The sequence below is a fragment of the Faecalicoccus sp. genome, assembly GCF_036552745.1.
Classification (GTDB): Bacteria; Bacillota_I; Bacilli_A; order Erysipelotrichales; family Erysipelotrichaceae; genus Faecalicoccus.
On the sequence record NZ_JAXKBY010000062.1, the window covers coordinates 1 to 15,257 of the forward strand.

The following is a 15,257-nucleotide window of genomic DNA, read 5'->3' on the forward strand; positions in this document are numbered from 1 at the left end:
TCAATCCTAGAATATCAAAATATAAGGAATCACTTAAAAACAAAGCCCAATCAGCATAATACCAATTGGGCAAGAATTTTTACTTATTTAATGTGTCCACTTGACAGGGACCAGATCATCATGAATATATCTTTTTATATGTTGATTCTAACAGCGATTGTATTAACGATTGTTGGAATCTTGGTTTCTGAGCCATTGTTGTATATATTTGGTGCCAGCGATACGACGATTCAATATGCTTTACCCTATATGCGAATTTATTTTGTAGGTACGCTTTTTTCTATGATTGCCTTAGGTATGAATCCTTTTATCAATGCACAAGGTTTTGCGAGCACCGGGATGATGACAATTTTTATCGGGGCCATTGCCAATATCATTCTGGATCCGATCTTTATTTTTGGCTTGGACATGGGTGTACAAGGCGCTGCCATCGCAACGGTCATTTCCCAGATTCTTTCTGCCATTTTTGTACTTCGGTTTTTGACAGGTAAATCTTCGGAATTAAAGTTGAAGCATTTTAAGAATGTAGAATTTCGAGGAAAAGAAATCCAAGATGTGATCAGCTTAGGCTCTTCCAGCTTTGTGATGCAGTGTACAAACAGCCTGGTGCAAATTGCCTGCAACAGCATGCTGTCACAGGTGGGGTCCGATCTTTATATTTCCTGTATGACCGTGATTAATTCGGTTCGTCAGATCTTGGAAGTTCCGGTGCTGACCATAGGGGATGGCTCCAGTCCTATTCTTAGCTACAATTACGGTGCCGGAATTGGTAAAGGTGTTAAAAAAGCAATCCGAATCATTACATTTGCCGGTGTTGTTTATACACTGGTCGCATGGATGTTTATCATCCTATTTCCACAGTTTTTTATTCATATCTTTAATAGTGAACCAGATCTTTTACAAATTGCCGTACCGGCCATACATGTTTATTTCTTTGCGTTTGTATTTCAAGCGTTTCAGTACTGTGGACAAACTGTATTTAAGTCATTAAATAAAAAGAAACAGGCAATTTTCTTTTCGCTTTTAAGAAAAGTGGTGATCGTAGTGCCTTTGACTTTTATATTACCTCATACAGGCTTTGGAGCCATGGGTGTTTTTATGGCAGAGCCTATTTCCAACTTTGTTGGCGGATCGATTTGTTTTATGACTATGTTAGCAACGGTGTATTTTAAAATAGGAGTGCAAAATAAAGTGTAATAACGTATAGTAGTCATAGGTATTGTGCATGGTTATAAAAAGAGGGTAAAGATATGATGCAGGAACTAGAAATGGAAAAATTAATGATAGAACGGTTAATCCAAGGAAAGAGTCAATGGACCTTTTTGGAACATGTTCATACAGAAGAACAGCTATGGGATAACTTTTTTGAAAAATTAGAGCAAAATAATGTGAAAGTGTTAAATGATACACCTTTAACATTACAAGAAAAGGAACAAATTAAAAATCAATTGAACTTTATTAATTATTATGAAGCTGCTAAATGGATTGCCGGAGAAAATGGAATTGCGAAAGTACAGGTGCAGCGCGAAGATGCCAAATTAGGTACGATTCGTCTTGAAGTATTATGGCGAGACAATGTAGCAGGTGGTAAATCAAGCTATGAAGTTGTACACCAAGTCATTCGAAAAGGATTGCTGCGTCAGGATCAAGATCGTCGACTCGATGTTACTTTATTGATCAATGGATTGCCTATGATCCAAATTGAATTAAAAAGTAAACATCAGCCTTTTATGGCGGCTTTTCGTCAAATAAAAAAATATGATGAGCAAGGTTCTTTTCGAGGTATTTATTCTACTTTGCAGATGTTTGTTGTTTCCAATGGAACAGACACTAGATATATAGCAGCAGCTAAAAGCAATCGTTTAAATGAGCAATTTTTAACTCGCTGGGTCGATCAACATAATCAACCGGTTGATTCTTTATACGATTTTACTGAACATGTATTATCCATACCAAGAGCACATCAAATGGTTATGCAGTATTCTGTCATAGACGATGATAAAAAATCATTGATTTTATTACGTCCCTATCAAGTCCATGCGATAGAAAAAGTAAAAGAGGCCAGTTATCATCAAAGATCAGGTTATGTTTGGCATACAACAGGATCTGGAAAAACGCTAACAAGCTATAAAGTGGCCCGTAACTTATTACAAATACCCTCCATTGAAAAAACGATTTTTGTGTTGGATCGAAAAGACTTAGATCAACAAACCGCAGATAGTTTTCGTTCATATGCACAAAATGATGTGATTGATGTGGATCAAACAGAGGATACAAAAAAGCTGGTACAAAGATTATACGCGAGTGATAAAAAGGTTATCGTTACAACCATCCAGAAAATGAATGTAATGTTAAGACACTTTGAGGCTGGTCACTATACTAGGGAGAAAACAAGAATACAGAACTTAAAAGTTGCCTTTGTTGTGGATGAATGTCATAGAGCAGTCAGTGCTAAAAAACAAAAAGATATTTCTAAATTTTTCCGATATTCATTATGGTATGGTTTTACAGGAACACCTATATTTGTAGAAAATATGAAAGAGAGAATAGGAAACCTTCCAAGAACGACAGCTGGTCAATATTCTAATTCCTTTAGAGATCCTTTGACAGAAGATGAAGAAAAAAGTAGTGAATATCAGCCTTTACATAAATATACTGTTAAAGAAGCTATTCATGACAAAGCGGTGTTAGGTTTCCAAATTGAGTATAAGAATACCATTTTAGATGATATTGATGAAAAAAAGATTCCACCGCAAGCTTTTGAAACACAAGAACATATGTTACAAGTGTTGGACTCTATCATCAATTGTTCAAGAAATAAATTAGGATTCAAAAATGGTTCTCCTAATACATATTGTGCACTCTTAACGGTAAAAAGCATAGAAATCGCACAAAGGTATTATGATTTATTAAAAAAAGTAAAAAATAATGAAACGAGCATTCGAATTAGTGAAAGAACAAAGAGGATATTACCTGATTTTCCAAAATTTGCGATTACATATTCTGTGAGTGAAAATGAAGAAGACAGTATAAAAAATCAGGAAAATATGAAACGGAATATCGATGAATATAATACGATGTTTGGTACCAAATTTACTATTGCAGAACTTGCTTTTTATAATGCCGACGTTAATGAACGTTTAGCACGTAAAAAACAAAAATATCAACATCGACATGAGCAATTAGATTTAGTCATTGTGGTAGATCGCCTTTTAACAGGATTTGATGCCCCTTGTTTATCAACCTTATTTATCGATCAACCACCGATGAAACCACATAATTTGGTACAAGCTTTTAGCCGTACCAATCGCTTGTTCGATGACAGAAAACAATATGGGCAAATTGTAACTTTTCAAACACCGAACCTTTTTAAAGAAAAGGTGGATGAGGCATTACGCTTGTATTCCGGTGGAGGAGAAAGTGTAGTACTTGCTCCTTCATGGGAAGAAGAAAAGCAGTATTTTCATCAAGCTATAAGTGACTTAAAAGAAATTACAACAGATCCTAAACAAAGTCCCAGTTTGACGGAAGACACACGAGTTCTTAAAAAGTTTGCCAAAGCCTTTCAAACTTTTGATAAAGCATATTCTTCAATTCAGGTTTACTCAGAATATAAAGAAAGTGAAATTTTTGGTAAATATGGATTATCACACGAATTAATAGACGATTATACAGGGAAATATAAGAATGTAATTGAAGAGATTAAAAGAAGAAAACCTGAAGATGATGAACCAGAAGAACCGATTGATCTGGAATACGAATTAGAGTCGATACGTACAGATGAAATTAATTATGAGTATATAGTTTCTTTAATTCAGAATATGATACCTGAAGGAAATGAAGAAGTGGTCAGCGCAAACGATAAAGAAAAGGCAATGATTGATAAATACATTCAAAACTTTATGAAGACGAATAAACCCTTAGGTACCATTTTAAATGATGTATGGTATCAAATTCAAATGAACCCTGAATCTTATCGAGGACAATCTGTTATGAATATCATTGATCACATGAAAGAAGAAGTAATCGAAGATGCGATTCAAAAAGTAGTGAAAGAATGGTGTGTTGGAGAAGATGAATTATATTATATCGCCAAAACTTATAGACAAGGTGCAAAACATCAGAATGGAGAAGATGAATTAATCAATTCATTTAAATACTCACTATATAAAGTGACACATGAACAGCCTGTATCTCAGTTTAAATATAGAATTGAAGCCAAAAAACAGTGTATGAAAGTCATGGAAGATATAGTAGTACCATTGTGGTATAAGGTATAGAAGAGGAAACTCTCTTCTTTTTTTATTGAAATTTAAATAAATTTCAATAAAAAAAGATTGACAAGCAACACAATTCACAGTATTTTATTATTGTAATTTAGTTAAATTTCAAGAAAGGAGAGAATGTATGTTAAAAGATTATGTACAACTTGTGCAAGGTGTAAATCCTACACGACATAACAAATTGTCAAGAGATGAGGAATATTATGATCAACAGGCTTTTGAAGCAGATCTTATGATTGACTCCAGTTTATTGAAAAATTCATCAAATGAAAATACAGTGCAAGAAGGAGATGTACTAATCAATCAGATGAAACAAAAAGCTGTCATTGTAAGTAAAAAAAATGCAGGAAAAGTATTTACAATTAATTTTATAAAAGTTATTTTTCTAGATAGTCGATTAGATAAAAAATATTTCGTGTATTTGTATAATGAAAATGAGTATTTAAAGAAGCAGAAAGACAAAAATATTCAAGGATCTACTTTACAAAAGATACCACTTCATTTAATTGAGCAGTTTGATATTCCTATTTTACCGATTGAAGAACAAAAAAGAATAGGAGATACATACTTTACGTTGTTGTCGCTAATTCATAATACACAAGAACGAATGACCAAACATCAGCTATTAACACGTCAAATATTAGAGAAATATATACAAGAAAGGAGCGTATCATATGAATAAAAATAAGATACGACAACCAAAAATAAGATTTAAGGAATTTAGTGGTGAAAATGCGGATTCTTGGGAACAGCGTAAGTTGGGGGATGCTGTTCAAATTACAATGGGACAGTCGCCTGATTCAGCAAACTACACCGATAATCCAGAAGATAATATCCTGGTTCAAGGCAATGCCGATATGAGAAATGGGCATGTTGTCCCTCGTGTCTGGACTACTCAAGTGACAAAAACCGCCGAGAAAGGTGACTTAATTCTGAGTGTTCGTGCCCCGGTCGGTGATGTCGGGAAAACCGATTATGACGTGGTTCTGGGACGTGGTGTCGCTGGAATTAAAGGGAACGAATTTGTTTTCCAGATGTTATCAAAGATGAATTCTGATAATTACTGGAGAAAACTCAGTACTGGCTCAACATTTGAATCTATCAATTCAAATGACATTAAAGATGCTCATATTAAGCTGCCAAATATCGAAGAACAAGAGCAATTAGGCGAGTTCTTCTCTAAAGTCGATACCACCATCACCCTTCATCAGCGTAAGATTGATGATTACAAAAAATTAAAAAAGACAATGTTATCAAAGATGTTTATATAGAAAAATAGAAGGAGAATGTTCATATATGGAAGACAAAATGAATAATACACAAAATTTATATCAGGCTTTATGGAATAGCGCTGATATCTTAAGATCAAAGATGGATGCTAATGAGTATAAATCGTATTTATTGGGGCTAGTATTCTACAAGTATTTATCGGATAAATTGTTGTTTTATGTTGCAGAGATTGCAGAGAAGCAAACAACTGATTTAGAAGAAGCACAAAAAATTTATGAAACATTATTTAACGATGAAAATGATTCAGAAAATGTTATTGAAGTATTGAATGATGAGTTAGGTTATTCTTTAGAGCCTATCTATACTTTCACTTCTTTAGTGAATCGTATAAATAATGAAGAATTTCAGTTAGAGGAATTAGCACAAGGTTTTAGGAATATCGAGCAGGCTAATGAAGCATTTGAAAATTTATTTGAAGATATTGATTTGTATTCAAAAAAATTGGGAGCAACACCACAAAAACAAAATGTAACGATAGCTTCTGTTATGAAAGCATTATCGGGCTTAGATGTTGCAGGACATGCTGGAGATATCTTGGGAGATGCTTATGAATATTTGATTGGGCAATTCGCAAGTGATTCTGGAAAAAAAGCAGGGGAGTTTTATACACCGCAGCCAGTTGCCAGATTAATGACACAAATTGTTCTTCATGGTAGGGAAAATAAAAAAGGATTTACTGTTTATGATGCTACTATGGGATCTGGTTCTTTATTGTTAAATGCGAAAAAGTATTCGAATGAGCCGGGAACTATTGAATATTTTGGTCAGGAGTTAAATACTTCAACATATAATTTAGCGCGAATGAACATGATACTGCATGGTGTTTCCGTAAACCGTCAGTTTTTACATAATGCGGATACGTTGGATCAGGACTGGCCAACAGAAGAACCTACAAATTTTGATGCGGTATTAATGAATCCGCCTTATTCTGCAAAATGGAGTGCAGATAAAGGATTTTTAACAGATCCTAGATTCTCATCTTATGGTGTTTTAGCCCCTAAATCTAAAGCCGATTTTGCGTTTTTGCTTCATGGCTTTTATCATTTAAAACAAAACGATGGAGTTATGGCTATTGTACTACCGCATGGTGTTTTATTTAGGGGAAACGCAGAAGGAAAGATTCGTAAAGCCTTATTAGATGAAGGTGCAATTGATACAGTAATTGGTATGCCAGCAAATATTTTTTATAATACAGGTATTCCTACAACAGTTATCATACTAAAAAAGAATAGAAAGAATCGAGATGTTTTATTTATAGATGCTTCTAAAGAATTTGTGAAAGGTAAAAATCAGAATACTATGAATGATGAGCATATTCAAAAGATTCTTCAAACCTATATTGATAGAAAAGATATTGATAAATTTTCACATGTAGCTTCTTTTGAAGAGATTCAAGAGAATGATTATAATTTAAATATACCTCGATATGTAGATACATTTGAAGAAGAAGAGGTTATTCCTCTTTCTGAAATTGTACAAGATATAAAAAATACAGATGAGGAAATTGATAAAACAACCAAACAGCTTTATGCGATGTTGGGAGATTTAGTAGGCACAACGGAAGAAGAAGATAAGGAATTAAAGAGTTTTATCGCGCAATTAATGGGAGAATCATAATGGAAAATGTGGTTTTATATCATGGAAGTGATGAGATTGCCGAATTTCCAGAAATTAGAAAATCAAAATATTCGAAAGATTTTTCATAGGGGTTTTATTGTACGAATGACTATGAGCAGGCATTTCGATGGGCTAAGAAAAACAGAAACAAAGGGATTGTAAATATATACTCATTCCAACCTTCAGAAAATTTAAAAGTAAAAAGGTTCAAAGAAATGACAGATGAATGGCTGGATTTTATTGCTCAATGCCGTTTGGGTGCAGTACACGACTATGATATTGTAGAAGGCCCTATAGCGGATGATACGGTTTGGAATTATGTTAATGATTTTTTAAAACATGAGATTAGCCGAACTGCATTTTGGGAGATTGCAAAGTTTAAGAATCCCACTCATCAAATTAGCTTTCACACTTTAAGGACATTGGATTGCCTTACATTTGAAGGGAGTGAAATAGTAGATGAAAAATGATAATTTATTTTATGTTTGCTCACTCATTGAATTTATTGGGCGGAAAACTAAAAATCATAGAGGAGATATAGTCTCTAAACTAACAGATGATCAATTATTGAATGAATTAGAAGATGCATCTGTTAATCATTCTTTATCTTTTGAACAAGTTTGCGATGAATGGATAGAGAAGTACGAGATTACTATGGGTGATTATGATACTGTTACCGATTGTAATTTTAAAATTCCTAGTTATACTTCTATAGGGAAAGTATATTCCACTTTAATCTTATCAGTAGACAAAGAAAACGGTTCTTTAATTCAGTCTATACGCGATGTATTTTCCTCATTCATTATAGATGAAATTACGTATTTTGAATCTAGTGTATATTACAGTAATCCAAGTTATTTGTACTGGTCTTATAAAGAAGGTAAATTACTTGATTGAAAGGATGCAAGATGACATTAAAGAATAAATTAAATATTATGGATTCTTTGAGTTTAGCACATGCAGAGGAAAAAATAAGTAAGGAAAAAGCAATGAAACTTTTTGATTCAGGCTTACTTGAAACGATAGAAGCAGGTACTTTTAAAGGCCTTGCGTATATTCATAAGTTTCTTTTTGAAGATATTTATGATTTTGCGGGAAAAATAAGAGATGAGAATATCGCAAAAGGATCGTTTCGCTTTGCCTCGGTGATGTACTTGAAGGAAGCTTTAGAAAATATAAGTAAAATGCCACAATCAAATTTTGATGAAATTATTGAAAAATATGTAGAAATGAATGTAGCTCATCCTTTTAGAGAAGGCAATGGTAGAAGTATGCGAATTTGGCTAGACACTATACTAAAAAAAGAACTGAATCAGGTTGTTGATTGGAGTAAAGTGAATAAAGAAGATTATTTGTTTGCCATGGAACGAAGTCCTGTTCGGGATACTGAAATTAAGATATTGTTAAAAGAGGCTTTAACAAAACAAGTTGATAATCGTGAAGTTTTTATGAAAGGAATCGATACAAGTTACGCTTATGAAGGATATAATACCTTTAAAGCGCAAGAATTAATGCCTGAAAAGAAATAGAAATCTTATTTCACTTGGGAACAGCGTAAGTTGGGAGATATAATGAATGTCACTTCCGTAAAACGCATTCATCAGTCTGATTGGACAGACAGTGGGATTAGGTTTTTAAGAGCAAGAGATATTGTATCAGCATCAAAAAACGAGGAGCCTGACGATTACCTGTATATTTCAAAAGAAAAGTATGATGAATACAGTTTAATATCAGGGAAAGTTGCTATTGGGGATTTGCTTGTAACAGGTGTAGGAACAATCGGAGTGCCTTATTTAATAAGGAATTCAGAGCCTTTGTACTTCAAAGATGGCAATATTATATGGTTTCAAAACAGCACTAAAATTGATGGAGATTTCTTTCTTTACTCTTTCTTTGGAAAGACAATTCAAGACTTTATTAACGAGTCAGCGGGCATTGGAACGGTAGGGACATACACTATTGAAAGCGGTAAAAAAACGCCTATCTCCTTGCCCGAAATGAAAGAACAACAGCAAATCGGTGCTTATTTCCATAGCCTTGACAACCTTATCACCCTTCATCAGCGTAAGGAAAATAAAAGAGTAGAGATTTACACACATATAAGTGTCATCTCTGCTCCTTTTTATTTAACCCATCATCAGTGTTTTGTGTATCGTTAGCTTAATCCGGATAAAGATCTCATAACTAAGTCGATATCTTGATTTTCAAGTTCTTGAATAATATGTAGATATGTTTTTTGTGTGGTAGTCATACTAGAGTGACCTAATCGTCTTGCAACACTAGCGATAGATACACCTGCAAACAATAAAAGGGAAGCGTGTGTATGACGTAGGCCATGAACTGTGATTGTTGGAATCTTTGCTTTTTTACAAGTTCTATAGAGTATGTTGTTTACAGTAGAATTATAGGCTCTTTCTTTATTGTGCAAAAATATAGGTCTATCTGGAGGTAGGTTTTTAACCAATTGAGAAAATTGAACGACTGTTTGCCAATCCAATTGAATTTTTCTAATAGATGAACGGTTTTTAGTGGGCAAAAAACCTGTGTTTTCTTTATAATCCCATGTTTTACTAATTGAAAGTTGTTGTTTAGTAAAGTCAAAATCACCAGGGGTTAAGGCTAAAGCTTCTGAGAAGCGCATTCCTGTTTTAGCAACTAATAAAATAAACCAATCCCAATTTATTTCGGATGTTAAATTTAAGTTATCTAATAAAGTATGTAATTCAAATTGATTAAGATATTTTGGCTTCTTTGATTTAGGAGTTTTTCCTTTGATAATAGCCTTTCTAGTAGGATCTCTTTCTATTAATCCTTCATCTACAGCATCTAGAATAGCACCTTTAAGTTGGTGGTGAAAATCCATTGTGGTTTGTCTCTCGTGATAAAGTGCATATTCGTTTAATAATGATTGATAGGTCAGTCTATCCATATCAGCTAATTTAACGTTTGGAATAATCTTTTCAATCCAAGATATTGTCATCTTGTATTTAGATAGAGTAACTTTTCTAATAGCTCCTTCTTTATAGATGGAAACCCACTGCTTATAATAAGTACAAAATAGATCAGAATTTGAAATTTGATTAATCATATATTTTTTCTCCTCTCATAATTACACTGATGAAGGGTGATAAGGTGATCGAGGGATGTAAAATACTGTCCTATCTGCTTTTTTTCTTCAACATTAACAGGAATTGAAACATCAAATTCCTTGATTTTCGTTTCTGTCAAAGTTGGAACTGCACCACCAATTTTCGCTGCATTTACTTGTCTAAGAATTGAATCAGTAATCAATAAAGCAGAAAAAAATTCCGAATCATCCTTATTAGTTCGCATTACTACTACCTGTGGATTTAAAGTTGCATCTTCAAAAAGTCCAGTAACTAAGGCACTTTTTCCAAGTGTTGAACCTGTTTTCACAAAAAGAATATCTCCATTGTGAATTTTTATTTCTGGTGACTCATCATATTTAAACCTAGTTATATATGTGTTTTTACAATTTGTAGTCAACTTATTATCAACTATATTTGTTGGACTAAAAGTCAAAACACCTCCTTCATCTTTTGAAACAATATCTTTTTCTGTGTAACCTCGGAATCCAATTCTACCATTTAATCGAATTAACTCCCCCAACTTACGCTGTTCCCAAGCGGATTAAAATTAGTGTGTGTAGTTTTATTATAGGGTGTATTGGAATACTACATCAATAACAGATATGCATTTAAGTTGCCAAGAGAATGTTGTGATATAATGGAATCAAAGAAAGAATGGTTATGAAAAAGAAACAAATAATAATTGGGAGTGTATCTTTAATTTTGGTGCTTAGTATTGGTGTAGGTATTTGGCTTTTTAATCAGCCGTGTACTATTGATCTAAATTTTAATTTTGAATATGGAAAACCAATTTCGATCACAAAGGAAGATCTTTTTACTCAGGAAGATTTGAAACGTATAAAGGATTTTAAAATTGACTTGTCAGATATCAAAAATGAGAAGGATAAAGAATATCCGGAAGTAGGAAACTATGAATGTAAAGTGACATATTCCAAATGGTTTATACCACATACAAGTTCCATCCAAATTCAAGTGGAAGATACAACAAAACCAAAGTTTTCAAAATTTTCAGATGTTGTAGAGATTCCTTTAGGCTCTGATCAGAATTATGATTTTTCAAGCTACTTTTTGGCAGAAGATCTAAGTGAAACATCGATCCAATACAAAACAGAGGAAGTTGATTTTTTGAATCCGGGAGATTATAGAATGATGATCATTGCATCGGATACTTATGGTAACAGTATTGAAAAAGAATGTATTGTCAGAGTTCAGTATGAGAAAGAAACTTCATCACCAAATAAACCTGCCGAAAATGAAGAAGATCAATCGGTTGTTTCATCAGATCCGTATTATGTTCAGGGAATCATGGTCGTGAATAAAAAACATGGTTTACCGGCTAATTATGCACCGCAAGAAAATGCAGAGGCAGGTGCAAAGATTCGACAGTTGATTGCGGATATGCAAAGGCAAGGCTATGCAATCAGTAGTTCATATAGCGGATATAGGAGTTACAGTTATCAATCTTCTTTATATAATAATTACGTGAACAGCTATGGGCAGGCGCAAGCCGATCGTTTTTCCGCAAGACCAGGTTATTCGGAACATCAGACTGGCCTGGCATTTGATTTAAAGCATAGTAATGGAACTCTGGTAGAGACTACACCGGAAGTCAATTGGATTGCAGCACATGCGCATGAATACGGTTTTATAGTTCGCTATCCTTCCGGAAAAGAATCGGTCACAGGATATATGCCAGAGCCGTGGCATTTAAGGTATGTAGGCGATCAGGCTTCAGCAATTTATGCTTCTGGATTAACTCTGGAGGAATATCTGGGGATTTCTGGTGGTGGATACTAATAACAACAATCCGAATCATCTATTTATATTTATACTGAACTAAAGTTGGATTATCAAAGATTGAATTATCTGGAAACCACACATTTCTTAGTAATACCGCTTTCAGATATTATTAAATCTGATAAAATAAAGTCAGGAGGTCTATACGATGACAAAAATCTTATTTAGTCCCGGAAAATATATTCAAGGTCCGGGAGAAATCAACAATGTTGGTAAATATGCTGCTGGTCTAGGAAAGAAGGCTTTGATTCTAATCAGCGCTGGTGGGTTTAGAAGAAATGGACAGGATATTCTGGATGGTTTTGAAACCGAAGATTGCACATGTGAATTTGAGATGTTTAATGGTGAATGTTCATATAATGAAATTAAAAGAATCAGTGCTCTTGTAGAAGAGAAACAATGTGATTTGATCATTGGTGTTGGTGGTGGAAAGATTTTCGATACCGCAAAAGCAGTTGCTTATTATGAAAAGACACCGGTTATGATCTGTCCGACCATTGCCAGTACAGATGCGCCATGCAGTGCTTTATCGGTTATTTATACAGATGAAGGTGTATTTGAGGAATATCTATTCTTGCCGAGCAATCCAAATATTGTCCTTTTGGATACAGAGATTATCGCCAAGTCGCCGGTTCGTTTGACGATGGCCGGAATTGGTGATGCATTAGCGACTTATTTTGAGGCTAGAGCCTGTGTGGAAAGTGAAGCTACGACTTGCGCAAACGGAAAAGCAACGAGTGCTGCTTATGCCTTGGCAAAACTTTGTTTTGATACATTGATGGAAGAAGGTTATAAGGCAAAAGTGGCTTTGGAAGCTGGAGCTCTTACGCCAGCTGTGGAAAAGATCGTAGAGGCAAATACTTTGTTGTCAGGAATCGGCTTTGAATCTTGTGGTCTTGCCGGAGCCCATGCGATCCATAACGGATTGACTGTTTTAGAAGAGTGTCACTCGATGTATCATGGAGAAAAAGTAGCATTTGGTACGATCGTACAACTTGTACTGGAAAATGTGCCTTTAGAGGAGCTGGAAGATATCATTGAATTCTGTATTTGTGTAGGATTGCCAGTTACATTAGAGCAATTAGGTGTAACGGAAATCACCAAAGAAAAGATTCGTGCAGTTGCCAAAGCAGCGGCAGCTGAAACAGATACGCTTCATAATATGCCATTTGAGGTTACGGAAGAATCTACATATAATGCGATCTTGGCAGCTAATGCCTATGGACATCAGTATTTAGGAAAGTAAGAACATGAATATGTAGGATATGCAAGTTTGCGTATCCTACTTTTTTCTGTGATACAATAAGGAAAAAGGAGCTTTATAATGAATAATTTTGAATTTTATTCTCCGACACGTATTCTTTTTGGTAAAGGAAGCATGAACAAGATTCATGAACATGTACCAAAAATAGGTAAACGAGTTTTATTAGTGTACGGCAAAGGAAGTATCAAACACAATGGTATTTATGATACGGTGATGCGAGAGCTATCGGACTGCAAGGTAGTTGAATTGTCTGGTGTAGAGCCAAATCCGAAAATTGAATCCGTTAAGCAGGGAGTAAAGCTGTGTCGAAAACATCAAATTGAAGTGGTGATGGCCATTGGTGGCGGTAGCTCATTTGATTGTGCCAAAGCTATCGCTGCCGCAACGTTTTATGAAGGCGATGCGTGGGATTTAGTGATTGGACATGCAAAGGTGACGAAAGCTTTGCCGGTCGTTTGTGTCGTGACGATGAGTGCTACCGGCTCGGAAATGAACAATGTTGCTGTGATTTCCAATGTGAAAACGCATCAAAAAATTGGTTTGCATGATGATCTTTTATGTCCGGTTCTCTCTATTTTAGATCCGGAAAATCTATATAGCGTACCACCGCTGCAAACGGCAGCAGGTACAGCAGACATTCTTTCGCATTTGTGGGAACAGTTCTTTACGAATGTAGAAGATGCCTATCTACAGGATGGCTTAGCTGTTGGCGCTATGAAAGCCTGTATTCATTATGGTCCGATTGCCATCCAGGAACCAACTAATTATAGTGCTAGGGCGAACTTGATGTGGGCAGCACCTATGGCACTAAATGGCTTGTTGAAAACAGGGTATTCTATGGCTTGGTCCTGTCATGGAATGGAACATGTATTAAGTGCTTATTATGATATTACTCATGGTGTGGGCTTAGCTATCTTAACACCACGTTGGATGCGTTATGTATTGGATGAAAAGACTGTATCCCGTTTTAAAAAATATGGTGTGGAAGTTTGGGGGCTGGATGCATCAAAGGATGATTACTGGATTGCGAATAAAGCAATCGAAAAAACAGAAACATTCTTATATGAAACACTGGGCTTGCCTTCTTGCTTACAAGAAGTTGGGACTGATGATACAAAGTTGGAAGAGATGGCAAAGAGTTGCATACGTGATAAAGGTGGACCGATTCAAGGCTTTAAAACGTTATATGAAGAAGACATTCTTCAAATCTTTAGAAACTGTCTATAGAAAAGAGGTTATTCCAAATATAGGATAACCTCTTTTTCTTGTAAGCTCTTTTTTAAATCAATAACTCTTTGGTTTTCGCTGCCACGAAAGGCTAAAGAAATATTTTTTTGTTCCTGTTTAAAAGGACCGTCCACCAATACATCAATATACGAAAGCATTTCATCGGTTACTTCACAATACCTTCTTCCGCCTTCTAATAAATCTTGATCCAGGATAAAGCCGGTATAAGACCAGATATCTTTATCGGGATAGGTTTCTTTGACTTTTTTTAAAAGATGAACCAACTCTCTTTGATTTTCAGGCTCAAAGGGCTCTCCTCCTAATAAAGTTAATCCTTGAATATAGCCGGGTTTTAAAGCTTCCAGAATTTCCTGTTCTGTTTCTTTTGTGTAAGGTTTTCCATAGTTAAAATCCCATGTTTCGGGCTGAAAGCAGCCAGGACAACAATTCGTGCAGCCGGATACAAATAAGGTGACGCGAACACCTTCGCCATCGGCAATGTCATAATGTTTTATATTTCCGTAGTTCATGTTTTAACCTCTTCTGTTTTTATTATATGGGGAAATGGATAAAAAAAGAGAGAAAACCTCTCTTTTTTACAAATGCAGTACGCGTTCTTTGATTTCCTGTGTACGTCCCTGATTCCAGAACTGTGTTCCAATATAACCA

General features: G+C 34.9%; 12 protein-coding genes and 3 pseudogenes. 12 read left to right on the plus strand and 3 right to left on the minus strand.

The features are described from left to right. Positions 1-120: 120 nt before the first annotated feature. The 9 genes and pseudogenes from U0M88_RS03020 to U0M88_RS03060 form a co-directional block, all read left to right on the plus strand. Positions 121-1,197, plus strand: coding sequence for an MATE family efflux transporter (locus tag U0M88_RS03020; RefSeq protein ID WP_331868862.1), 1,077 nt, complete (start codon positions 121-123; stop codon positions 1,195-1,197). A gap of 53 nt (positions 1,198-1,250) precedes the next feature. Then, positions 1,251-4,280, plus strand: a complete 3,030-nt coding sequence (locus U0M88_RS03025) for a type I restriction endonuclease subunit R (RefSeq protein ID WP_331868863.1) — start codon at positions 1,251-1,253, stop codon at positions 4,278-4,280. A gap of 127 nt (positions 4,281-4,407) precedes the next feature. Next, positions 4,408-4,965, plus strand: a complete 558-nt coding sequence (locus tag U0M88_RS03030; protein ID WP_331868864.1) for a restriction endonuclease subunit S — start codon at positions 4,408-4,410, stop codon at positions 4,963-4,965. Next, positions 4,958-5,554, plus strand: coding sequence for a restriction endonuclease subunit S (locus U0M88_RS03035; protein WP_331868865.1), 597 nt, complete (start codon positions 4,958-4,960; stop codon positions 5,552-5,554). Before U0M88_RS03030 ends, U0M88_RS03035 begins: the two co-directional genes overlap by 8 nt. Positions 5,555-5,579: 25 nt before the next feature. Then, positions 5,580-7,190, plus strand: a complete 1,611-nt coding sequence (locus tag U0M88_RS03040) for a type I restriction-modification system subunit M (protein WP_331868866.1) — start codon at positions 5,580-5,582, stop codon at positions 7,188-7,190. Between the two features lie 101 nt (positions 7,191-7,291). Beyond that, positions 7,292-7,660 (plus strand): annotated as a pseudogene (locus U0M88_RS03045) (DUF3990 domain-containing protein); the annotation flags it as partial. Next, positions 7,650-8,087 (plus strand): hypothetical protein, encoded by a 438-nt coding sequence (locus U0M88_RS03050; RefSeq protein WP_331868867.1) that lies wholly within the window; start codon positions 7,650-7,652, stop codon positions 8,085-8,087. The pseudogene U0M88_RS03045 and the gene U0M88_RS03050, both read left to right, overlap by 11 nt. An 11-nt stretch (positions 8,088-8,098) precedes the next feature. Then, positions 8,099-8,719 carry a protein adenylyltransferase Fic gene (gene fic / locus U0M88_RS03055; protein ID WP_331868868.1) on the plus strand — a complete coding sequence of 207 codons (621 nt, stop codon included), beginning with the start codon at positions 8,099-8,101 and terminating at the stop codon, positions 8,717-8,719. Between the two features lie 24 nt (positions 8,720-8,743). Next, positions 8,744-9,349: pseudogene (locus U0M88_RS03060) on the plus strand (restriction endonuclease subunit S); the annotation flags it as partial. On the opposite strand, the gene U0M88_RS03065 reads toward U0M88_RS03060, so the two are convergent. Further along, positions 9,346-10,278, minus strand: a complete 933-nt coding sequence (locus U0M88_RS03065; protein ID WP_331868869.1) for a site-specific integrase — start codon at positions 10,276-10,278, stop codon at positions 9,346-9,348. The pseudogene U0M88_RS03060 and the gene U0M88_RS03065 overlap by 4 nt on opposite strands. Beyond that, positions 10,275-10,826 (minus strand): annotated as a pseudogene (locus U0M88_RS03070) (restriction endonuclease subunit S); the annotation flags it as partial. The gene U0M88_RS03065 and the pseudogene U0M88_RS03070, both read right to left, overlap by 4 nt. Before the next feature lie 134 nt (positions 10,827-10,960). On the opposite strand from U0M88_RS03070, the gene U0M88_RS03075 reads away from it, so the two are divergent. The 3 genes from U0M88_RS03075 to U0M88_RS03085 all read left to right on the plus strand — a co-directional run bounded on the left by U0M88_RS03075 (position 10,961) and on the right by U0M88_RS03085 (position 14,588). After that, complete coding sequence (locus U0M88_RS03075) at positions 10,961-12,097, plus strand: M15 family metallopeptidase (RefSeq protein WP_331868870.1); 1,137 nt, start codon at positions 10,961-10,963, stop codon at positions 12,095-12,097. A gap of 148 nt (positions 12,098-12,245) precedes the next feature. After that, positions 12,246-13,343 (plus strand): glycerol dehydrogenase, encoded by a 1,098-nt coding sequence (locus tag U0M88_RS03080; RefSeq protein WP_331868871.1) that lies wholly within the window; start codon positions 12,246-12,248, stop codon positions 13,341-13,343. A 78-nt stretch (positions 13,344-13,421) separates the two neighbouring features. Continuing rightward, positions 13,422-14,588, plus strand: a complete 1,167-nt coding sequence (locus tag U0M88_RS03085; protein ID WP_331868872.1) for an iron-containing alcohol dehydrogenase — start codon at positions 13,422-13,424, stop codon at positions 14,586-14,588. Positions 14,589-14,596: 8 nt separating this feature from the next. Here U0M88_RS03085 and nrdG read toward each other — a convergent pair whose 3' ends face one another. Beyond that, a complete protein-coding gene (nrdG, locus tag U0M88_RS03090) occupies positions 14,597-15,118 on the minus strand; it encodes an anaerobic ribonucleoside-triphosphate reductase activating protein (protein WP_117445594.1) in 522 nt (173 codons plus the stop codon). Positions 15,119-15,257 lie beyond the last annotated feature (139 nt).